We start from the raw sequence: 21,163 nt of genomic DNA, 5'->3' as shown, positions 1-21,163 counted from the left end.
CACCCCTCCTTAACGTCCCAGATAGACCTCAATCACCTGCTCGTTGGCCTGCACCTCGCGAAGCGAACCTTCCGCCAGAACCCGCCCCTGATGCAGCACCGTAACGCGATCGGCGATGGTTTCAACAAAGCCCATATCGTGCTCTACCACCATCAGGGAATGCTTACCCGCCAGCGTTTTGAACAGCTCGGCGGTGTATTCCGTTTCCGAGTCGGTCATCCCGGCGGCCGGTTCATCCAGCAGCAGCAGGTGCGGGTCCTGAACCAAAAGCATCCCGATTTCCAGAAACTGTTTTTGCCCGTGCGAAAGCAGCCCCGCGCGGCGGTCGTGCTCGCCGCTAAGGCGCAGCAAAACCAGCATCTCATCAATGCGGTCGCGCTGTTCACCGTTGAGCGTTGCCCGCAGGCTCGCCCAGACGGATTTATCGGTTTTCATGGCGATCTCCAGGTTTTCCCACACCGTCAGCGCTTCAAAAACGGTGGGTTTCTGGAATTTACGCCCGATCCCCTGGCGGGCAATGCTCGCAGGCTCCAGCGCGGTCAGGTCGATGGACTGATCGTAAATCGCCCTGCCGCTCTTTGGCCGCGTTTTGCCGGTAATGACGTCCATCAGCGTGGTTTTACCGGCTCCGTTAGGGCCAATCACGCAGCGCAGCTCGCCCACGCCGATATTCAGCGAGAGATCGGTCAGGGCCTGGAATCCATCAAAATTGACGTTAATGGCCTCAAGCTGAAGCACCGGGTCGGTCTGTTCACGGTAACGATCGCCGGGCAACTGGCGGGTAAATAACCCTTCGGCTGGCTGCATTATTTATCTCCCTTTCGAAACAGACCGTAGACGCCGCGCGGTAAAAACAGCGTGACGGCGATAAAAATCAGCCCCAGAAACAGCTGCCAGTATTCCGGCATCGCGACGGTGAAGAAGCTCTTGGCACCGTTCACCAGCGCCGCGCCAATCACCGGACCGACCAGCGTGCCGCGCCCGCCCAGCGCCACCCAGATGGCCGCTTCTATCGAGTTCGTTGGTGACATTTCACCGGGGTTGATAATGCCCACCTGCGGGACGTAAAGTGCCCCCGCCAGGCCGCACAGCACGGCAGAGAGCGTCCATACCAGCAGCTTGAAGCCGCGCGGATCGTAGCCGCAAAACGTCAGGCGATTTTCGGCGTCGCGAACGGCGGTCAGGATGCGGCCAAACTTGCTCTTCGCCAGCGCAAATCCGGTGCCCAACGCCAGGATCAGCAACAGCACGGTCGCCAGAAACAGCGCGATACGGGTGGTCGTTTCCGTCACCGAAAACCCGAGCAGCGTGGTGAAGCCGGTAAAACCGTTATTGCCGCCAAAACCGGTTTCGTTGCGAAAGAACAGCAGCATCCCGGCATAGGTCAGCGCCTGGGTCATAATCGAGAAATAGACTCCTTTTATTTTTGAGCGGAAGGCAAACCAGCCAAACACCAGCGCCAGCAGGCCCGGCACCATCACAATCAGCACCAGCGCCCAGGCAAAATGCTGGGTTCCCCACCAGAACCACGGCAGTTCGCTCCAGGAGAGGAACGACATAAACGCGGGCAGACCGTCACCTGCGGCCTGGCGCATCAGGTACATCCCCATCGCATAGCCGCCCAGCGCGAAGAAGATGCCGTGCCCAAGCGACAGCATCCCGGCATAGCCCCACACCAGATCCAGCGCCACCGCAACGATGGCATAGCAGAGGATCTTGCCAATCAGCGTCAGCATCCAGGTCGACAGCGCCAGCGGATGCGTCGCAGGCAGTAAGGCCAAAAACGGTAATATCAGCAAACACACCACCAGCAGGCTGCCTGCAAGTTGCGTTGTGCGCGGCGCTTTGCGCGCCAGCGTTAAGGTCAGCGGCTGGCTCATCAGTCAATCACCCTCCCTTTCAGCGCAAACAGCCCCTGCGGGCGTTTCTGAATAAACAGCACGATCGCCACCAGAATCACGATCTTGCCCAGCACCGCCCCCATCTGCGGTTCAAGAATTTTATTGAAGATGCCCAGACCAAAGGCCGCGGCCACGCTGCCTGCCAGCTGGCCTACGCCACCAAGAACGACCACGAGGAAAGAGTCGATGATATAACCCTGGCCCAGCTCCGGCCCCACATTACCAAGCTGCGATAATGCCACGCCGCCTAACCCGGCAATCCCCGAGCCAAGCCCAAACGCCAGCATATCGACGCGACCTGTCGGTACCCCGCAGCAGGCGGCCATGCTGCGGTTCTGCGTCACCGCCCGCACGTTGAGCCCCAGACGGGTTTTATTCAAAATGAGCCAGGTAAAGAACAGCACCAGCAGCACGAAGGCCAGCACCACGATGCGGTTCCACGGCAGCGTAAGGTTGGCAAAAACCTGCACCCCGCCGGACAGCCATGCGGGGTTGGCGACCTCCAGGTTCTGGGCGCCAAACGTCATGCGCACCAGTTGGATAATCATCAGGCTGATCCCCCACGTCGCCAGCAGCGTTTCCAGCGGACGACCGTACAAATGGCGGATCACGGTGCGCTCCAGCACCATCCCGATACCCGCCGTCAGGCAGAACGCAACCGGCAGCGCGATAACGGGATAGAGCGCCAGCCACTGGGGCGCAAGCCCGGCCATCGCCTGCTGCACCATCCACGTGGCATACGCGCCCAGCATCAGCATCTCGCCGTGCGCCATATTAATGACGCCCAGCAGGCCGTAGGTGATGGCAAGCCCCAGCGCCGCCAGCAGCAGCACCGACCCCAGGGACAGCCCCATAAACGCCTGGCCCAGCAGATCGCCCCACATAAGTCGATGCTGGATCTGGCTAAGGCTCTCCTGCGCGGCGGCGCGAACCCCGGCATCCGGCTCTGTCTGTGCCTGGGTAAACGGGGTAAGTCTGGACTCCACGTCCGGATCGTCAGACTGCCCTAATAATTCGACAGCCTTGCGGCGCACCTCGGCCTGGGGGCTGGCTAGCTGGAGATTCGCCACCGCCAGTAAAAGCGCCTGACGAGCCACCGCGTCCGTTTCATCGTTTACCCGCTTTTCCAGAAAAGCGAGCATCCCCGGCTGGGCATCCCGCTGAAGCTGACGTGCCGCCGCTCGCCTTTCGGTGACGCTGTCACTCACCAGTTGATGCGTAGCGATGGCCGTGGCGGCCAGCACGCGCAGCCGGTTGGTCAGACGAACGGCTTTGGCTGGCCCTTCGGCCGCCTTAGCGTCACCGAGCGAGACCATTTGACCATTGCGCTGCGCAAAAGCGTGCTTTTGGCTGTCGGTATACAGATTTTCCTTTTGCAGCGCCTGCAGCAGCGGCAGCCTTACCGGGTCCGGCGCGACGGCCCACTGCGTCAACAGTTCCGCCTGCTGGCTGCGGCTGGCGGCAACAAAACGATCGGCATCCGATGCCTGCGCCATCCCTGGCAGCAGTCCGGAAAGCCATACAAGAGCGATGAACATACGCATGGCGTTCATGACGTTTCTCCCTGCGGTGATGGCTTAGTTGCTGGCGGTTTTCATCGGCTGATCGGGCTTTTTATCGTTTCCGGCGATGAACGGGCTCCACGGCTGGGCGCGCACCGGCTGCTCCGTCTGCCACACCACGTTAAACTGGCCGTTGCCTTCGATTTCGCCGATCATGACCGGCTTATGCAGATGGTGGTTGGTGGCATCCATGGTGAGCGTAAAGCCAGACGGCGCCTTAAAGGACTGGCCGGCCATCGCCGCACGCACTTTATCCACGTCGGTAGTGCCGGCTTTTTCCACCGCCTGCGCCCACATATGGATCCCCACCCAGGTGGCTTCCATCGGGTCGTTGGTCACCACGGTATCGGCGTTCGGCAGCTTATGCGCTTTGGCATAGGCTTTGTAATCCGCCACGAAGGCCTGGTTGGTCGGGTTATCCACGGATTCAAAGTAGTTCCACGCGGCCAGGTTGCCGACCAGCGGTTTGGTGTCGATCCCGCGCAGCTCTTCTTCGCCTACGGAGAACGCCACCACCGGCACGTCGGTCGCCTTCAGCCCCTGGTTAGCCAGCTCTTTGTAGAACGGAACGTTGGAATCGCCGTTGATGGTCGACACCACGGCGGTTTTGCCGCCTGCGGAGAATTTCTTGATATTGGCGACGATGGTCTGGTAGTCGCTATGGCCAAACGGGGTGTAAACCTCTTCAATGTCCTTATCTTCCACCCCTTTCGAATGCAGGAACGCGCGCAGGATCTTGTTGGTGGTGCGCGGGTAGACGTAATCGGTTCCCAGCAGGAAGAAGCGTTTCGCCGCGCCGCCGTCTTCGCTCATCAGGTATTCCACCGCCGGAATGGCCTGCTGGTTCGGAGCCGCGCCGGTATAGAAGACGTTCGGCGACATCTCTTCGCCTTCATATTGCACCGGGTAGAACAGCAGGCCGTTCAGCTCCTCGAAGACCGGCAGCACGGATTTGCGCGAAACCGACGTCCAGCAGCCGAACACTACCGCCACTTTATCCTGACTCAACAGCTGGCGCGCTTTCTCGGCAAACAGCGGCCAGTTTGAGGCCGGATCCACCACCACCGGCTCCAGTTTCTTACCCAGCACGCCGCCTTTCGCGTTGATTTCGTCGATGGTCATCAGGGCGACGTCCTTCAGCGGGGTTTCGGAGATGGCCATCGTGCCGGAAAGAGAATGCATGATCCCCACTTTGATGGTATCGGCCGCCTGCACGCCAAAACTCATTCCCATCGCCACGACGGACGCGGATAACGCAAAGGCTTTTAATAAGGTACGACGCTGCATATTTTCACTCCTGAAAAAGAACGCTGTGCGAAAACGTCCGTTACGGCATGGACGCGGAAATATAGGTGTCAGCGAAGCAGGAGCAAAAAGGATGCCAGAATGGAGGAAGCGCTATTGCAGGCGGTGGAACGCAGGATGTAAAGAGAACGTCTCAGAATGGCACAGCGCTGCACTTTTATAATGCAGCGCTGAGGAGGAGGTTTTACCAGACTTCGCTGGCGATCTGCGTGACCAGACGGACTTTGTCCCACTGCTGGGTTTCGCTCAGGCTGTTGCCCTCTTCGGTAGAGGCAAAGCCGCACTGCGGGCTGAGGCAAATTTGCTCTTTTGCCACGTATTTCGCTGCCTCTTCCAGACGAGCCTTAATACCCTCCGGGTTCTCCAGCTCGCCGTTTTTGGTGGTGATCAGGCCCAGCACTACCTGCTGCTTGCCCGGGCGAATGAAGCGCAATGGCGCGAAATCACCGCTGCGGTCGTTATCATATTCAAGGAAGAACGCGTCAACGTTGACCGTCCCGAACAGCACTTCCGCCACCGGCTCATAGCCGCCTTCGGAAATCCAGGTTGAACGGAAGTTGCCGCGACAGACGTGCAGCCCGATGGTCAGGTCGTCCGGCTTGCCTTCCAGCGCCTTGTTCAGGACGCGGGCATAGATGCGTGCCAGCTCATCGGCATCATCGCCGCGCTCGCGGATCTGACGGCGCTGATCGTCTGAACAGAGGTAGGCCCAGACGGTGTCATCCAGCTGCAGGTAACGGCAGCCCGCGTCGTAGAATGCGCGGATGGCGTCGCGCCAGGTGGTTGCCAGATCGTCAAAATACACATTCAGGTCCGGATACACAGTGGCATCAATATCTTTACGGCCTCCGCGGAAATGCAGCACGCTCGGGCTGGGAATGGTCATTTTCGGCTGAGCATTGCCGCTGATGCTCTTCAGATAACGAAAATCTTCCAGCATCGGATGGTCACCAAAGCCCAGCTTGCCGGTCACGCGCACGCCGTGGGCTTTGGTTTGTACTCCGTTGAACTGTATGCCCTGCTGTGAATCGTAACGCTCAACGCCCTGCAGACCGTCGAAGAAGTCGAAGTGCCACCAGGCACGACGAAACTCGCCGTCGGTAACCACATGCAACCCGCACGCGCACTGCTGCTCAACGACGTGGCGGATGGCGTCATCCTCTACCGCGCGAAGCTGTCCGGCGTCAATTTCGCCGCTGGCGAACTTCAGGCGAGCCTGCTTGATGGCATCCGGGCGTAAAAAACTGCCGACTACATCGGCGCGGTAAGGGGCATGGTGTCGTTGCATGGAAATCTCCTCGGTCTGCCGGTATTAATTACCCGCAGTGATAATTCACTATTTGAATTTTTAGACTTCTGGATGTCTAAATGTCCAAAAAAGATGTCATACCTGTCCTGTTCCGGCAAACGAGAAAATTTCACAGGTGTTGAAAAAAATTCATCTTCACAGCGCGGCGGCGGTTTCGCTACTCGCAAAGGCGAACTTTTCATCTTCCCAGCCGGTGATGCCCCCGAGCATGATTTTGACGGGCAGCCCGAGGCGCGCCAGCTTCAGCGCGGCTCTGTCTGCGCCGTTGCAGTGCGGCCCCGCGCAGTAAACGACGAACAGCGTGCCTTCAGGCCATTGGGCCATGCGCTCGGCGGTAATCTGGCTCCGCGGCAGGTGCAGTGCGCCAGGCACGTGACGGCGGGCAAACTGCTCCGGGCTTCCCACCACGTGCAGCAGCACGAAGTCCTGCTCATGGTTGACGATGGCGTGATGCACATCGGCACAGTCGGTTTCGACGCTCAGGCGACGCAGAAAATGGGTAACGGCTTCCTGCGGCTCGGCAGCCGGAAATTCAGTAACATAGCTCATGATCCTTCCTCATCTTTGGCGTTTGTGTTAACACTACTCTATCCACAAATTCAGCCCGTGAATGCGTTCGCTTATGCCAGAAAACAGCAAAAAGATGACAAACTTAAGACAAATTGCCCGCCCGAAAGTGGTCGTGCTGGCGTATGACGGTCTGTGTACCTTTGAGTTTGGCGTAGCGGTGGAAATCTTCGGCCTGCCGCGCCCCGAGCTGGGCGACGAATGGTATCGTTATGCGGTGGCGAGCGTTGATAGCGGTGAACTTCGCGCGACAGGCGGGATCCGCATTATTACCGATGGGGATATCGCCCTGCTTGAGTCTGCCGATCTGATCGTTGTTCCGGGCTGGCGGGGACTGGACTCACCGGTTCCGGATGCGCTCTGCGGGGCATTGCGTCAGGCCAGCGCGCGCGGGTGTCAGCTGCTCTCTATCTGCTCGGGCGTGTTTGTGCTGGCAGCATCGGGGCTGCTGAACGGACGTAAAGCCACGACGCACTGGCGCTACATTGACGCGCTGAAAGCCCGTTACCCTGACATCGACGTAGTTGAGGATGTGCTCTACCAGGACGAGGGCGATATACTGACCTCCGCGGGCAGCGCGGCGGGAATCGATCTCTGTCTGCACGTTGTGCGTCGTGATTATGGCCTGGAAACCGCCAACAGCGTGGCGCGTCGGCTGGTCATTCCCCCTCACAGGGATGGATCTCAGCCGCAGCAGCTGAGCCGCCCGGTGGCGCAGCTGCGGGAGAGCCAGCGGCTCGGCCAGCTGTTTGATTTCCTGCACACGCATCTCATCGAGGCGCACAGCGTCGACTCGCTGGCGCGTAGGGTCGGCATGAGCCAGCGCACTTTCCTTCGTCGCTTCGAAGCGGCGACGGGGACGACGCCCGCACGCTGGTTGATCAATGAGCGCCTGCTGAGAGCGAAAGATTATCTGGAAAGCAGCCGGTTAAGCATCGACAGCATCGCTGAACAGACCGGGTTTGGTCAGGCATCGACATTGCGTCATCATTTTCGCCAGCAGTTCGCGCTTTCCCCGGCTCAGTATCGCAAACAATTTTCACGTCCCGGTACTGCCCGCTGAGGCGTTATTTTTATGGCTACACTGGCACACGGAGCACATGATGGTCACTACACACGTTTTTATCGCGGTCAGTCTCGATGGTTACATCGCCCGACAAAATGACGATATCGACTGGCTGCTGCAGCGCGACGATCCGGCGGAAGATCATGGCTATGAGGCGTTTATCGCGGACAAAGACTGCATCGTGATGGGACGAGGGAGTTATGAGAAGGTACTGACCTTTGACGCATGGCCTTACGATCGTCCCGTGCTGGTACTTTCCCGACAGCTGGCCGAGACGCCCGTGCCGGAGGCGCTGAGGGGCAAAGTGCAGTTCTCATGCCGCACGCCAAAGGAGGTACTTGAGGATCTCGCCGCGCAGGACGTTCATCGCGTCTATCTTGATGGCGGACAGGTGATCCAGTCGTTCCTGCGCGAAGAACTGGTAGCCGATATGGTGATCACGACCGTTCCTGTCCTGCTCGGGTCGGGAAAACCGCTGTTCGGAACGTTGTCCCAGGATATTGATTTGACCCTGATATCAAGCCGCAGCTTCCCTTCAGGCCTGGTGCAGTCGCACTATCGGCTGACGCCATAAACCCACCGCGACGGCCTGCACGCAAAAAAAAACCGCCAAAAATGGCGGTAAATGCTTGCATGGATAGATTTGTATTTTGGTCTCTACGTCCCGACACTCCATGGCCGGGCTGCGGATCCCTTACAACCTAACACCTGTTGCCTTAACGAACGCTAAACAACCTTATTAACCTGCATGGGTATTGATCTGCAAATAACGCATAAGGCCCTGCTCAGCGCTCTGTTTTGCGTCGTCATTAATGGCTTCAAGATAAAAGGAGCGTGCGACACCATAAGGTGCTTTTTCAGAGGGATACACCGCGAACTGGAATGTTTTTCCTCTTGCCTGATGAGTGCAATCTAATTCCCAACGCTGATCGTTCACTTTTTTGCTGGTGCAGGCAACGCCACCATAATCGCTGGTTAAATAGGAACCCACGCGAATTTCTGCAGACTGAATATATTCTGGTTCGTCATTACCTGCATAACGAACCCCTGCAACGGCTCCAACAGCCACCGCCAGAAGCGCAAGTGCTACTATTTTTTTCATTTATAAATGACCTGTTCCTTAGCCCAAGATATCTATTATATAAGATTAATCCTTAATGCAAATATCCAATTGTGGTCCAGAAATGGAGCTTTACAAAGATTCAGATGAATTTTAGGAAATGTCTTAACCGCTATTCCGAAACCACATTATTTGACATTTTCTTTGCGCTAATTTTAATTTTTGAATAATAACCCTAAAAAATAATCGACATGATTATCCCGCAGTGTTTTTCAGCGGTGGATCCATGATTAGAAAAGGGTTATCTCTCGTGATGCTTATCTGTGCGCTGTTTTCAGGCCAGCTTATGGCCGGGCACAAAGGACATGAATATTTATGGGTAAAGAATGTGGGGCATCAGCTTCGTCATGAAGCCGACAGCGATGAGTTGCGAAGCGCTGCGGAAGAGTCGGCGGAGGGTTTGCGCGAACACCACCTGTGGCAGAAATCGCGCAAACCGGACACGCACGTTCGGTGATTAGCTGCCCTTGCGTTTTGGCAGGGTTTTCATCAGGTCGTCCGGACTGACGGACGCCACGATACTGCCGGGCTGTGGCATTTTGAAGATGTGGTTTTTCATCTTGCCAATCACATGCATTTCGCAAGGACGGCAGTCAAACTTAAGGGTCAGAACTTCGTCACCGTTCACCAACTGCATGGGGGTGGCCTTCCAGCTCTTGATGTTCCCTTTCGCCTGTTTAGGACACAGGTTAAACGCAAAGCGGAGGCAGTGCTTGGTGATCATCACCGGCACATCGCCCTTCTCTTCATGCGCTTCGTAGGCAGCGTCGATCAGCTGCACGCCGTGGCGATGATAGAATTCACGGGCTTTATGGTTGTAGACGTTGGCGAGGAAGGCTAAATGGGTGTCCGGGTATACTGGCGCAGGGACGGCTTCCGCTTTACGGCTACCGCGCGGATACTGTGCCAGGCGCGCGGCATCCAGCATCTCTGCCGTTTCACGGCGGAACGCGTTAAGCAGGCTGTTCGGCACGAACAGCGCGTCCGGCAGATTCACGTCGATAGCGCGGGCGTAGTAAATCGTCTGGCCCAGCTTCGCCACGCCATCCTTCAGGCTGTTAAGCGCTTTTTCCGCGTTGTTCGCCACCTCAAACAGGCCATCGAGCGTATGCGTCACGCTGATGCCGTCTTCACAGGTCATGGTCAGAATCAGCTGCTCTTCCCAGCCGCCCAGTTCAATATCCACGGCGATACGGCGTTCGCTGGAGGTTTTCAGCAGCGCCTGCTGCCAGTTATGATCGAGGTTTCGGTTAAGCGCCGCGTTCGGCCGCGCCTTGTAGAGATCGGCTGGCATTTCATTCGGCCATACGCGGTAGCGGTTCTCACCGGTTTTCTCCACCGTATTGGCGCGGAAGCCCACGACTTCACGCTTGATCATCACGTTAAGGCCATCGCCGTTCGCCAGCGGTTCCGTCACTTCGACATCAAGGTGATCTTTCGCCACTTTCAGCACTTCACCGACCGGTAAACCGATAAACTTCGGTGAGTCAAACGCGCCGATATCTCCTTTACGGGCATTCACAAAATAGTCCGTGCTGCCGCGGTGGAACGTTTTGTCCGTCGACGGAATAAAGAAATGCTCGGTGCGCCCGGCCGACGCGCGCGCCAGGTCGCCGCGATCTTCGATGATGGCGTCCAGCATCTGGCGATAGTGCGCGGTGATGTTCTTCACGTAGCTCATGTCTTTGTAGCGCCCTTCAATCTTGAAGGAACGCACGCCCGCGTCTATCAGCGCGCCCAGGTTGGCCGTCTGATCGTTATCCTTCATGGAGAGCAGGTGTTTTTCGAACGCCACGACGCGGCCCTGATCGTCTTTCAGGGTATACGGCAGACGGCAGGCCTGAGAGCAGTCGCCGCGGTTGGCGCTGCGGCCCGTCTGCGCGTGGGAAATATTGCACTGGCCGGAATACGCCACGCACAGCGCACCGTGGATAAAGAATTCAATCGTCGCGTCTGTCGCCTGGTGAATATCGCGGATCTGATTCAGGTTCAGCTCGCGCGCCAGAACGATCTGTGAAAAGCCGACGTCGGAGAGAAACTTCGCCTTCTCAACCGTACGGATATCACACTGGGTACTGGCATGGAGCTCAATGGGCGGAATATTCAGCTCAAGCACGCCCATGTCCTGAACGATCAGGGCATCAACGCCGGTCTGGTAGAGATCGGTAATCAGACGTTGCGCAGGCTCCAGCTCATCATCATGAAGAATGGTGTTCAGGGTCACGAACACTTTCGCCCCGAAACGGTGGGCGAACGGCACCAGTTCAGCAATATCGCTCAGGCTGTTGCTGGCGTTATGGCGGGCACCGAAGCCAGGGCCACCAATGTAAACGGCGTCAGCGCCGTGAAGAATCGCTTCACGGGCAATGGCGGCGTCGCGGGCCGGGCTTAAAAGTTCAAGATGATGGGATTGCAGGCGCATACTTCGTCGTTATCCGTTATGGTCAAAATGGCGGCTATTGTAGTCAGAAGTATGCGTCAGCGAAACAGTTTTGCGTAGCGTCAGCGGGGATAATGAATCAGGGAGTGAAAATGCACCGTCCGCTCGCTGCTGTTGCGGTAGGCGTGCGGTTTATCGCCGGCAAAACGAACGCCCGAATCGGCAGAAATCGTCTGCCATTTGCCGTCAAGCTTCATCTCCAGCTCGCCGCTGACCACCACCACATGTTCAATCACCCCGGCCTCATGCGGCGTGGATTCACTCAGCGCACCGGGTGCCAGAGTAATGGAGAAATAATCAAACCCGAGCGTCTCGTCCCACGGAAAGAGCGGTTTGACCACCATCGCCTGCTGCTGCGGGTCAAACACCGCCTGCCGATCCGCCTCCGGCGTGATGAACGCGGAAAACGGGACGTTCAGTCCGGTGGCAATTTTCCACAGCGTCGACACCGTCGGGCTGGATTCATTTCGCTCGATTTGCCCGAGCATGGCTTTCGACACGCCGGTCTCGTCCGCGAGCTTCGACAAACTCCAGCCGCGCACCTGGCGCAGCGTTTTCAGCGTTGTTGCAAGATGTAGTGTGATGTCCATGTTCCCTCCTGATGGCGATAAGCATACCACTTGTACGCTATAGCGCACAGTGTTACCTTATGTCGGACGTTATAACGCACAACGGAGTTTCCATGCGCCCTTCCTCTCACCTTGTTCCAGTCGCACTGGCTGGATTTGTCGCCGTGCTGGTCGGTTACGCCAGCTCGGCCGCCATCATCTGGCAGGCCGCCGCTGCGGCAGGCGCCAGCGCACAGCAGATTGCGGGCTGGATGACCGCGCTGGGGATTGGGATGGGGGTCAGCACGCTGGCGCTTTCCTGGTGGTACAAAGCGCCGGTGCTGACCGCCTGGTCGACGCCCGGCGCGGCGCTGCTCGCCACCAGCCTGCACGGCGTGACCCTGGCTGAGACGATCGGCGTGTTCATCTTTGCTAACGCGCTCATTTTACTTTGCGGCATCACCGGACTCTTCGCCCGTTTGATGAGGCTGATCCCCCATTCGCTTGCTGCCGCCATGCTGGCTGGGGTGTTGCTGCAGTTTGGCCTGCATGCTTTTGCGCATCTTGAGGGACACTTTCTGCTGTGCGGCAGCATGATTGCGGCGTGGCTGCTGGCCAAAGCGCTGGCGCCGCGCTATGCCATCGTGGTCACGCTGCTTGCAGGCGGTATCGTGGCATGGGCGGGAGGTGACGTTGTCACCGATAGGCTCGCGTTCTCCCTTGTGATGCCTGAGTTTATTGCGCCCACGTTCACCTTCACCAGCCTGGTGAGTATCGGCGTGCCCTTCTTCCTGGTCACCATGGCATCGCAAAACGCGCCGGGTTTCGCTACGATGAAGGCTTCCGGTTACCCGCTGGCCGTCTCACCGCTCATCATCGTTACGGGTGCGCTGGCGCTGCTGCTTTCCCCTTTTGGCGTCTTTTCTATCTGTATCGCGGCCATTACTGCCGCCATTTGTCAAAGCCCGGATGCACACCCGGATGCCGATAAACGCTGGCTGGCGGCCGTCGCAGCCGGAGGGTTTTATCTGCTGGCGGGGATTTTCGGCGGTTCGATTACCGGGCTGATGGCCGCCCTGCCGCTCAGCTGGATCCAGACGCTGGCCGGTCTGGCGCTTCTGGGCACCATCAGCGGGAGTTTATATCAGGCGCTGAATCACGAAGCGGAGCGCGACGCGGCCATCGTGACGTTCCTGATGACCGCAAGCGGCGTCACGATCCTCGGCATCGGTTCGGCATTCTGGGGGCTGGTGCTGGGCGGCGTATGCTATGCCCTGTTTTCACGCGCTCGCCGCGCGTAGCTGAGAAGGCGTCATGCCCGTCGCGCTGCGAAAGCGGTTGCTGAAGTGGCTGGCGGAGTTAAACCCGCAGGCAAGGGCGATGTCCGTCAGCGGCGTCGAGGTATGCTGCACCAGGGCCTTCGCTTTTTCCATTCGCCTCTGCATCACGTACTGATGCGGCGCCAGCCCCGTCGACTGACGGAACATGCGGGCAAAATGGTATTCGCTGAGGGCGGCCTGCGCCGCCAGTTCAGCCAGCGTCAGGGGCTGGCCCAGGTTCTCTTCGATAAAGGCCAGCACGTTGCGCAGCACGAACGGCGATAGCCCGCCGGTGACGACCGGCAGCTTCCACTGAACGTTAGAGTAGTTTTGCAGCAGATGGGTCAGAAGCAGCGTAGAGGCCGTGCTCAGGGTGAGCTGGTTGGCATGCTGCTGCCAGTCGCAGCCGAGCAAAAACTGGCGATACAGCGCGGTGATCTTCGTATCGCTACCAAAAATGCGCTCGTCCAGCGTCAGCGAGAGCGGCCGCTTGTCCCAGATCTTTTCCCCAACGTCGCGCAGGTGCTCATCGGTGCAGTAGAGATGCACAAACGACAGGTCATCACGGATATCCCACGTCGATTCGCTCTCTTTTGGCATCAAACAGAAACGGTCCGGTCCCCCGCCGTTCTTCCAGCCGCCCGGCGTTTTTTGATAGCTTTCGTAGCCGTCCGCCACGTACAGGCTGAGGGTATGATGGTTGCTTTTTACCGTTATCGTATCGTGCTTGTTGTACCACGCTGCCAGCTGAATGCCCGAATTCAGCGAGACGGTTTCCCGCAGGACCGCATTCTGTTGGCAAAGCGTTTCAAAGGTATCGTAAGCGTGAGACATAACCGTTAGCGCGTGATTGACTGGAGTATCAGTCTAAGAAGAGTTGTCTCCCGTTGCCAGCCCCCGCGGAAGAAAAAAGCGCAAGAATTTGCAAGTCACCCGCAAGTTGGTGAAAGCCCGTCGCGGATCTCAGCGCCATACTGCGGGCTTCCGTGGTTTGAGAAGAGAAAAAGTATGAACGCATTATTATACGGACTGGTGGTGGTCATCTGGGGAACCACCTGGATTGCGATTTTCCTGCAGCAGGGTCCCGTAGCCGCGCCCGTCTCTATTTTCTGGCGCTTCGCCGTCGCCAGCCTCACGATGATGGTGGTGTTAGTCGCCCTGCGCCGCCTGCGCAAGCTGGCGCTGCGGGATCACCTCTATTGCATGCTCCAGGGATGCTGCGTTTTCTGCTTTAACTTCTGGTGCTTTTACGCCGCAGCCTCGCACATCAACACCGGGCTTGAATCGGTGATCTTCTCCATGGCCGTGCTCTATAACGCCATTAACAGCTTTATTTTCTTCGGGCAGCGCCCGCCCGCGCGGTTCTGGACGGCGGCGGCACTGGGCCTGATCGGGATCGTCACCCTCTTCTGGGACGATCTGCTGGCCAGCGGCTGGAGCGCGTCGCTCCTGACCGGGATTGGTCTTTCCGCGCTCGGCACCTACGGCTTCTCGCTGGGCAATATGATCAGCATGCGTCATCAGCGCAGAGGCCTTGAAACCATGACCACCAACGCCTGGGCGATGCTCTACGGCACGCTGGTGATGGGCTGCATTGCCCTGTTCAGAGGCGACAGCTTCGCGCCAGAGTGGACCATCAGCTACGTTGGTGCGCTGCTCTATCTGGCCCTGTTTGGTTCGGTCATTGCCTTTGGGGCCTACTTCACGCTGGTGGGACGCATTGGTCCGGGCAAAGCGGCCTACAGTACGCTGCTCTTCCCGCTGGTGGCATTGTCCATTTCCACGGTGTATGAAGGCTACGTCTGGCATATCAACGGTATTGTGGGATTATTGCTGATTCTGGGGGGAAATATGGTGATGTTTACCAAACCAGAAACCTGGTTCAGGCGCTTACGAACGGCGTAAATAAAAAGGCCTGCATTACGCAGGCCGTTTTATTTTATTTAGCGGTTTTTTTCACATCAAACATGGTGGCATCCGTCGCCATATCATCAACAACCTGCTTCAGCGTCGCAAAGGTCATTGGCGTACTTTCGTTGTTCAGATCTTTACCTTCGCCTTTACGCACCACCTTCATGACCGGTTTGTTGGTGGCTGCATCGATCAGCTCACCTTCAAAGAAGAGATGCGTGTCCATGGTGCGATGCCCGGTTGCCATCTGCGTACCTGCTACCACCAGCGCGACCGGCACCACTTCATAGAACTGCAGACCCTCTTTCTGCGAACTCACCCCGGTAATTGCACCGCGGAAAATCAGGCTGTGTTTACCCGGCGTGGTCACAATTGGCTTACGCGTACCAATAGCCGTTTTCATTTTGGTATTGGTGTAATTCAACAGCTCATCAAGCGTTTTTTGCCCAATTTGAGTGGTTGGTTTTGGCGTTGGATAATAAGTAATCGGCGTCCAGAGAATACTGTCGTAATTCGCTTCGTTATAGGAAGGGTCAACCCAACGCAGCGTTGGTTTTCCCGTCGCCGAGGTCGTTTGCTGCAAGCCCGAGTAATCTTTTAAAAAGCCAGAATATTGTTCTGGCGCGGCGACTTTTGAAGAACAGCCCGCCAACGCCAACAGACCAGTAAGCACTGCAACTTTAAAAAAAGTTTGAGTACGCATGATAGTTTTCCATGTTATCTGCAAGTATGCATTTGAAGTTATAGCAAAAGACTGGCGGGTTTGTTGTGACAAAAAATGATGCGGGGAGCACAAATTGCGAAAAGACTGCCCGGAGGCGTGCCGGGCAGTGAAAAATTACTGATTTATATCCAGTTGCCAGAACAGATGTTTGCCAAACGGGTCGATTTCATAGCCCGTCACCTCCTTGCGCACCGGTTCGAAAATGGTTGAATGCGCAATCATCACCGCGGGCATCTGGTCATGCATCATCTGCTGAGCCTCTTTATACAGCGCCACGCGTTTATCGCGATCGGTCGTTGATTTAGCTTCCGCAATAATTTTATCAAAGGGCTTATAGCACCATTTCGCCGAATTTGAGCCGCCGTTTGCCGAGGTACAGGTAAACAGCGGACCAAAGAAGTTATCAGGATCGCCCGTTGCGGTCGTCCATCCCATCAGCGCGGCCTGATGTTCGCCGCTCTTCACGCGCTTAAGGTATTCGCCCCATTCGTAGGTGACGATTTTGGTCTGTACGCCGACTTTCGCCCAGTCGGCCTGAATCATCTCCGCCATCCGTTTCGCGTTCGGATTGTACGGACGCTGCACCGGCATCGCCCACAGGTCGACGCTCACGCCGTTGGCAAAACCGGCCTCTTTCAGCAGCGCTTTCGCCTTTTCGGGATCGTAATCGTAATCCTTAAGCTCGCTGTCTGCGCTCCAGACGCCCGGCGGCAGCAGGTTCTTCGCCGCGGTGCCTGTGCCGTGGAACACGGCATCAATGATGGCCGGTTTATTGATGGCCATTGCCAGCGCCTGACGGACTTTTACGTTATCCAGCGGCGGCTTTTGGGTATTGAAAGCCAGAAAACCGGTATTCAGTCCGGCTTTGCTCATCAGGTTGATGTCTTTGTTCGCCTCCATGCGCGGCAGGTCCGCCGGGTTCGGGAACGGCATCACCTGACATTCGTTCTTCTCAATTTTGGCAAAACGCACGGAGGCATCGGGTGTGATGCTAAACACCAGCCGATCCAGCTTCGATTTCCCCTGCCAGTAGTCTGCAAACGCCGTAAACAGGATCCGCGAATCCTTCTGATACTGCGCCAGCTTAAACGGCCCGGTGCCGATGGGCTCCATATCCACCTTCTCCGGCGTGCCCGCTTTTAGCATCGCGTCGGCATACTCCGCGGAAAGGATCGAGGCAAAATACCAGGCCAGATCGGCGACAAACGGCGCTTCCGGGTGCGCCAGGGTAAAGCGCACGGTGTGGTCATCAACTTTATCAATGCTCGTTATCAGGCTGCCAAACTCCAGACTTTCAAAGTTGGAGTAGCTGCCGTTAGAGACGTTGTGGTAGGGATGATTCACGTCTTTCTGCCGCATAAAGGAAAAAATCACGTCGTCGGCGTTAAAGTCGCGGGTCGGCGTAAAGGATTTATTGCTCTGGAACTTGACGCCCTTACGCAGATGGAAGGTATAAACCTTGCCGTCGTCGCTAACCTCCCAGCGCTCCGCCAGGCTCGGCACCAGCTCCGTGGTGCCGGGTTTGAAATCGACCAGCCGGTTATAGACCGGCACGGCGCTGGCGTCCACGCTGGTTCCCGAGGTGTATAACTGAGGATTAAAGTTTTCCGGCGATCCTTCGGAGCAATACACCAGCGTTTTCGCGGCAACGGTGGAACTGACCGTGAGTGCAGCAAGTACCAGCGCTAAAGTTGTGAGTTTGCTTTTCATCATTTATTCCTGTCTTTTTAATTCGACGGCTAATTAATTCTTTTGCCATTTCATAAATAACATTAAAGTGAGATGGCAAACACCTGAAAAATAAATAAGGAACAAATCACTATGGGCTCGCCGCTTTCCAGACAATTAACGCACCGTTTTTTCCGCTATCTCGCTATCACCAGCCAGAGCGACCCCAAAGTCAAAACCCTGCCCTCAACGCCGGGCCAGCACGACATGGCGCGGGAGCTGGCGCAGGAGCTGGCACAGCTGGGGTTAGACGACATTGTGATTGATGAATTCGCCACGGTAACGGCGGTAAAAAAAGGCAACGTTCCCGGCGCGCCGCGCATTGGCTTTATTACCCATATTGATACCGTGGACGTAGGATTATCACCGAATATTCATCCACAAATATTAACCTTTACCGGTGAAGATCTCTGTCTAAATAAAGAGAAAGACATCTGGCTGCGGGTTAAAGAGCATCCTGAAATTCTGGCTTATTCGAATGAGGAGATTATTTTCAGCGACGGAACCAGCGTATTGGGCGCGGATAATAAATCGGCGGTCACGGTCGTTATGACGGTGCTGGAAAACCTGACGGCAGAGCATCGGCATGGGGATATCGTCGTGGCATTTGTGCCTGATGAAGAGATCGGCCTGAACGGTGCAAAAGCGCTGGATCTTAAGCGCTTCGACGTCGACTTTGCCTGGACCATCGACTGCTGCGAGCTGGGGGAAATTGTCTACGAGAACTTTAATGCGGCAGCCGCTGAGATCCGCTTTACCGGCGTGACGGCGCACCCGATGTCCGCCAAAGGCGTGCTGGTGAACCCCCTGCTGATGGCGACTGACTACATCAACCATTTTGACCGCCAGCAAACGCCAGAGTGCACCGAGGGACGTGAAGGCTATATCTGGTTTAACGGCATTCAGGCCAGCCAGAATGAGGCCATTCTTAAAGCCAATATCCGGGACTTTGACAAGGACAGCTTTGCCGCCCGCAAGCAGCAGATTGCCGACGTTGCCGCGCTGATTGCCGCCCAACATCCCACGGCCACGGTCGACTATCGCATTGAAGATACCTACAGCAATATCAGCAATGCGATTGGCGAAGACCGACGCGCTATCGATCTGATGTTTGAGGCGATGGAATCGCTCGGCATCACGCCGAAACCGACGCCTATGCGCGGCGGGACCGACGGCGCGGCGCTCTCGGCAAAAGGGCTGCTCACGCCGAACTTCTTCACCGGCGCGCATAACTTCCACTCGAAGTTTGAATTCCTGCCGCTGTCGTCGTTCGAGGCGTCTTACAACACTGCGCTGCAGATCTGCCTGCTGGCCGCCCGTTAAGCGGGCTTGCGTGCCAGCATAGTGGCAAAGCGCAGCTTGATGCGGTTGCCGTTTTCATCGGTGCGGTGCAGTTCGCCAACGTCTTCGTTGTATTTGAGCAACTCCCAGCCTTCATAGTAGTTGCTCAGCTCACCGGTTTTAAACGCAAACGGGAAGCCGACGGTGCACGGATAATCCGCCGTATCCATGGCGGCAACGATCAGGTTGTAGCCGCCCGGCGTCGTACAGCGCTGCATGTTGGCGATAAGTCCCGGGATGGTTTTTGATTCCAGGAACATCAGCACCACGGTGGAGAGAATGAAATCGTACTCGCCGTCAAAACTCAGGCTGTTGAGATCTTTAACTGCCGTCTGGAGGTTATCGATCCCTTCTTCCTCCTTGATGCGCTCGATATTATCGATGCTCATCGGGTTCTTATCCCACGCGGTCACCTCGTAGCCGTTGGCTGCCAGAAAGAGGCTGTTACGGCCATTGCCGCAGCCCAGATCCAGCGTTTTACCCGGTTTAATCTTTTGCGCACTGAACAGCACCTCTGAATGGGTGCGGGTTAAGCCATATTTCTCTGTGAAGTAATTCTCATCGACGGTCATTATTTTTTCCTGAGCCTGCATACGTTTAAAGTGCATCCTGAATGCCATTTTAAGGCGTTTACCGTCTGGTTGCCAGTCGTTCGAAAACCGAAAAATTTGCTACGTTTAGTTATGACGCTTATCAGAGACATAAAGATGAACAAATATCGCCTTAGCGAAGAGACACGCCTCTGGCAATGGAAAAACGGCGACACTACCCACTCCGTCACGCTGCGGCAGATTATCGCGACAATGGATTTTAACGACGTGACGGCCGGTACCAAAGGCGGCTGGATTGACGACGAGCGCGCCCTCGCGCAGGACGGCGACTGTTGGATCTACGACGAAAACAGCGTGGTGTTCGCCGGTGCCGTCGTGTCCGGCAACGCGCGCCTTACCCTGCCGTGCGTCGTCAGCCATGATGCCCGTATCGGCGACAGCTGCTGGCTGGATGCGGCAGAGGTCAGCCACGGGGCGCGCATCAGTGACAACGTCACCATTCAGCAATCCTGCGTGCGCGGCGAGTGCCATATTTACGGCGAGGCTCGCGTACTGCATCACAGCGTGGTAATTGCTGCCAAAGGGCTAACGCCGGACCATGAGCAGATTCTGCAAATCTACGATAAGGCAACCGTCAGCCAGTCGCGTATTGTGCACCAGGCGCAAATCTACGGCGAGGTGATGGTTAACTTTGCCTTTGTTGAGCACCGCGCCGAAATATTCGACAACGCCATCCTCGAAGGTAACGACCTGAATAACGTCTGGGTGTGCGACTGCGCAAAGGTCTATGGCAGCGCCCGCGTGATTGCCGGTTTTGACGATGATGCCATCCCGACGGTGCGCTACAGCTCGCAGATTGCGGAGAACGCCGTGGTGGAAGGAAACTGCGTCATCAAGCACCACGTCCTGATTGGCGGTCAGGCATGGCTGCGCGGCGGGCCGATCATGCTGGATGACAAAGTGGTGATCCAGGGACGCGCGCGGATAAGCGGCGATGTGCTCATCGAGCACCGGGTTGAAATCACCGATGATGCGGTCATTGAAGCGTTTGCCGGTGAGAGCATTCACCTGCGCGGCGAAAAGGTGATTAACGGCGACCAGCGCATCACCCGCACCCCGCTGCTGGGGGCGTTATAGGGTAGCGATCTTCCCGTAGATATTCACATCGTCAAAGCGACCGTTTAGGTATTCCGCTTCCCGCAGGCACCCTTCCAGCGTAAAACCGTTGCGCACGGCAACGCTGTTGCTGTGCTGATTCGCCACGCGACACTTGATCACAAAACGCCGGACCTCCCCGCGTTCGACGTAGTAGCGCATAAACGCCTGAAGTGACCGGGAGAGAATGCCCTGCCCCTGGCGATCTTCATCCAGCCAGTAGCCGATGTACCCGGTCTTGTTGGCAGGTTCAATCGTATTAAACGACAGCACGCCGACCAGTTCATCACCCGCGAAGATCAAAAACATTTTGGCGTAGCCGCGCTGGTGCAGCATCTGGTTACTCTGCACGTTGCGGCGGGTATCCTCTTCGCTGCCCACGTGCTGCGCCCAGTCAAAGGCAGTTTGCAGAAAGGTTTTGTTTTTGACGACGAGATTGTGCAGGTCGGTGGTGTAACGCTCTTCGACGGCGCGAAGCTCGATATCCTGGGTAACGGGGATAATTTCTGAAGACATAGTGCCTCGTCATTGCCGGGTGGCGGCGTGGCCCTTGCCCGGCGGCACGTTGGAAACCGGTGGCCGGGGAGGGGGCGCCGCCCCCCCCCCCCCAACCCCC

21 protein-coding genes are annotated in these 21,163 nt (G+C 56.9%); 7 read left to right on the top strand and 14 right to left on the bottom strand.

Annotated features, from left to right (window positions below; all coding sequences use genetic code 11):
* Positions 1 to 9 precede the first annotated feature (9 nt).
* The 6 genes from urtD to KIF87_RS00080 form a co-directional block, all read right to left on the bottom strand.
* The gene (gene urtD, locus KIF87_RS00105; RefSeq protein ID WP_213327506.1) at positions 10 to 807 is read right to left on the bottom strand and encodes an urea ABC transporter ATP-binding protein UrtD; all 798 of its coding nucleotides are present in this window, start codon (positions 805 to 807) and stop codon (positions 10 to 12) included.
* On the bottom strand, positions 807 to 1,880 hold the full coding sequence (gene urtC / locus KIF87_RS00100; RefSeq protein ID WP_063142794.1) for an urea ABC transporter permease subunit UrtC: 1,074 nt from the start codon (positions 1,878 to 1,880) through the stop codon (positions 807 to 809). Before urtC ends, urtD begins: the two co-directional genes overlap by 1 nt.
* Positions 1,880 to 3,454: an urea ABC transporter permease subunit UrtB gene (gene urtB, locus KIF87_RS00095; protein ID WP_213327505.1), complete on the bottom strand. Its 1,575-nt coding sequence runs from the start codon at positions 3,452 to 3,454 to the stop codon at positions 1,880 to 1,882. Before urtB ends, urtC begins: the two co-directional genes overlap by 1 nt.
* A gap of 24 nt (positions 3,455 to 3,478) precedes the next feature.
* Entirely contained in the window at positions 3,479 to 4,750 is a 1,272-nt protein-coding gene (gene urtA, locus KIF87_RS00090; protein WP_133548938.1) for an urea ABC transporter substrate-binding protein, read from the bottom strand.
* A 202-nt stretch (positions 4,751 to 4,952) separates the two neighbouring features.
* Positions 4,953 to 6,056, bottom strand: coding sequence for a cobalamin-independent methionine synthase II family protein (locus KIF87_RS00085; RefSeq protein ID WP_213327504.1), 1,104 nt, complete (start codon positions 6,054 to 6,056; stop codon positions 4,953 to 4,955).
* Between the two features lie 156 nt (positions 6,057 to 6,212).
* On the bottom strand, positions 6,213 to 6,626 hold the full coding sequence (locus tag KIF87_RS00080; RefSeq protein WP_023335689.1) for a rhodanese-like domain-containing protein: 414 nt from the start codon (positions 6,624 to 6,626) through the stop codon (positions 6,213 to 6,215).
* Positions 6,627 to 6,699: 73 nt separating this feature from the next.
* Here KIF87_RS00080 and ftrA point away from each other — a divergent pair, with 73 nt between their 5' ends.
* Positions 6,700 to 7,707, top strand: a complete 1,008-nt coding sequence (gene ftrA, locus KIF87_RS00075) for a transcriptional regulator FtrA (protein WP_213327503.1) — start codon at positions 6,700 to 6,702, stop codon at positions 7,705 to 7,707.
* A gap of 40 nt (positions 7,708 to 7,747) precedes the next feature.
* Positions 7,748 to 8,284, top strand: a complete 537-nt coding sequence (locus tag KIF87_RS00070; RefSeq protein ID WP_213328001.1) for a dihydrofolate reductase family protein — start codon at positions 7,748 to 7,750, stop codon at positions 8,282 to 8,284.
* Positions 8,285 to 8,449: 165 nt separating this feature from the next.
* Here KIF87_RS00070 and KIF87_RS00065 read toward each other — a convergent pair whose 3' ends face one another.
* Entirely contained in the window at positions 8,450 to 8,812 is a 363-nt protein-coding gene (locus KIF87_RS00065; RefSeq protein ID WP_213327502.1) for a hypothetical protein, read from the bottom strand.
* 244 nt (positions 8,813 to 9,056) lie between these two features.
* Between KIF87_RS00065 and KIF87_RS00060 the strand changes: the two genes are divergently transcribed.
* Positions 9,057 to 9,287, top strand: coding sequence for a DUF2554 family protein (locus KIF87_RS00060; protein ID WP_213327501.1), 231 nt, complete (start codon positions 9,057 to 9,059; stop codon positions 9,285 to 9,287).
* Here KIF87_RS00060 and KIF87_RS00055 read toward each other — a convergent pair whose 3' ends face one another.
* Both KIF87_RS00055 and KIF87_RS00050 read right to left on the bottom strand, forming a co-directional pair.
* Positions 9,288 to 11,252, bottom strand: a complete 1,965-nt coding sequence (locus KIF87_RS00055; RefSeq protein WP_213327500.1) for a peptidase U32 family protein — start codon at positions 11,250 to 11,252, stop codon at positions 9,288 to 9,290. It lies immediately after the preceding gene.
* Positions 11,253 to 11,332: 80 nt separating this feature from the next.
* Positions 11,333 to 11,860: a helix-turn-helix domain-containing protein gene (locus KIF87_RS00050; RefSeq protein ID WP_213327499.1), complete on the bottom strand. Its 528-nt coding sequence runs from the start codon at positions 11,858 to 11,860 to the stop codon at positions 11,333 to 11,335.
* Between the two features lie 92 nt (positions 11,861 to 11,952).
* Between KIF87_RS00050 and KIF87_RS00045 the strand changes: the two genes are divergently transcribed.
* Positions 11,953 to 13,119: a benzoate/H(+) symporter BenE family transporter gene (locus KIF87_RS00045; RefSeq protein ID WP_213327498.1), complete on the top strand. Its 1,167-nt coding sequence runs from the start codon at positions 11,953 to 11,955 to the stop codon at positions 13,117 to 13,119.
* Here the strand turns inward: KIF87_RS00045 and KIF87_RS00040 are convergent.
* Positions 13,099 to 13,971: a helix-turn-helix transcriptional regulator gene (locus tag KIF87_RS00040; protein WP_213327497.1), complete on the bottom strand. Its 873-nt coding sequence runs from the start codon at positions 13,969 to 13,971 to the stop codon at positions 13,099 to 13,101. The two genes, KIF87_RS00045 and KIF87_RS00040, sit on opposite strands and share 21 nt — an antisense overlap.
* A gap of 174 nt (positions 13,972 to 14,145) precedes the next feature.
* Here KIF87_RS00040 and KIF87_RS00035 point away from each other — a divergent pair, with 174 nt between their 5' ends.
* Entirely contained in the window at positions 14,146 to 15,042 is an 897-nt protein-coding gene (locus KIF87_RS00035; protein ID WP_213327496.1) for a DMT family transporter, read from the top strand.
* Between the two features lie 34 nt (positions 15,043 to 15,076).
* On the opposite strand, the gene KIF87_RS00030 is transcribed toward KIF87_RS00035, so the two are convergent.
* Together KIF87_RS00030 and KIF87_RS00025 are read right to left on the bottom strand one after the other, a co-directional pair.
* Positions 15,077 to 15,751, bottom strand: a complete 675-nt coding sequence (locus KIF87_RS00030; RefSeq protein ID WP_111964626.1) for a DUF3313 domain-containing protein — start codon at positions 15,749 to 15,751, stop codon at positions 15,077 to 15,079.
* 135 nt (positions 15,752 to 15,886) lie between these two features.
* Positions 15,887 to 17,482 carry an ABC transporter substrate-binding protein gene (locus KIF87_RS00025; protein WP_213328000.1) on the bottom strand — a complete coding sequence of 532 codons (1,596 nt, stop codon included), beginning with the start codon at positions 17,480 to 17,482 and terminating at the stop codon, positions 15,887 to 15,889.
* A 111-nt stretch (positions 17,483 to 17,593) separates the two neighbouring features.
* Here KIF87_RS00025 and pepT point away from each other — a divergent pair, with 111 nt between their 5' ends.
* On the top strand, positions 17,594 to 18,823 hold the full coding sequence (pepT, locus tag KIF87_RS00020) for a peptidase T (RefSeq protein WP_213327495.1): 1,230 nt from the start codon (positions 17,594 to 17,596) through the stop codon (positions 18,821 to 18,823).
* Here the strand turns inward: pepT and tehB are convergent.
* A complete protein-coding gene (gene tehB, locus KIF87_RS00015; protein ID WP_213327999.1) occupies positions 18,820 to 19,434 on the bottom strand; it encodes a tellurite resistance methyltransferase TehB in 615 nt (204 codons plus the stop codon). The two genes, pepT and tehB, sit on opposite strands and share 4 nt — an antisense overlap.
* Positions 19,435 to 19,548: 114 nt before the next feature.
* Between tehB and ydcK the strand changes: the two genes are divergently transcribed.
* Complete coding sequence (gene ydcK, locus KIF87_RS00010; protein WP_213327494.1) at positions 19,549 to 20,529, top strand: YdcK family protein; 981 nt, start codon at positions 19,549 to 19,551, stop codon at positions 20,527 to 20,529.
* Here the strand turns inward: ydcK and rimL are convergent.
* Positions 20,524 to 21,063 (bottom strand): 50S ribosomal protein L7/L12-serine acetyltransferase, encoded by a 540-nt coding sequence (rimL, locus tag KIF87_RS00005; protein WP_213327493.1) that lies wholly within the window; start codon positions 21,061 to 21,063, stop codon positions 20,524 to 20,526. The genes ydcK and rimL overlap by 6 nt on opposite strands.
* Positions 21,064 to 21,163 lie beyond the last annotated feature (100 nt).

Origin of the sequence: Enterobacter sp. 120016 (genome assembly GCF_018383635.1) — a bacterium.
Classification (GTDB): Bacteria; Pseudomonadota; Gammaproteobacteria; order Enterobacterales; family Enterobacteriaceae; genus Enterobacter; species Enterobacter asburiae_D.
Note: the sequence above shows the minus strand (reverse complement) of the source record. Positions and strands in the feature narration are given on the sequence as shown.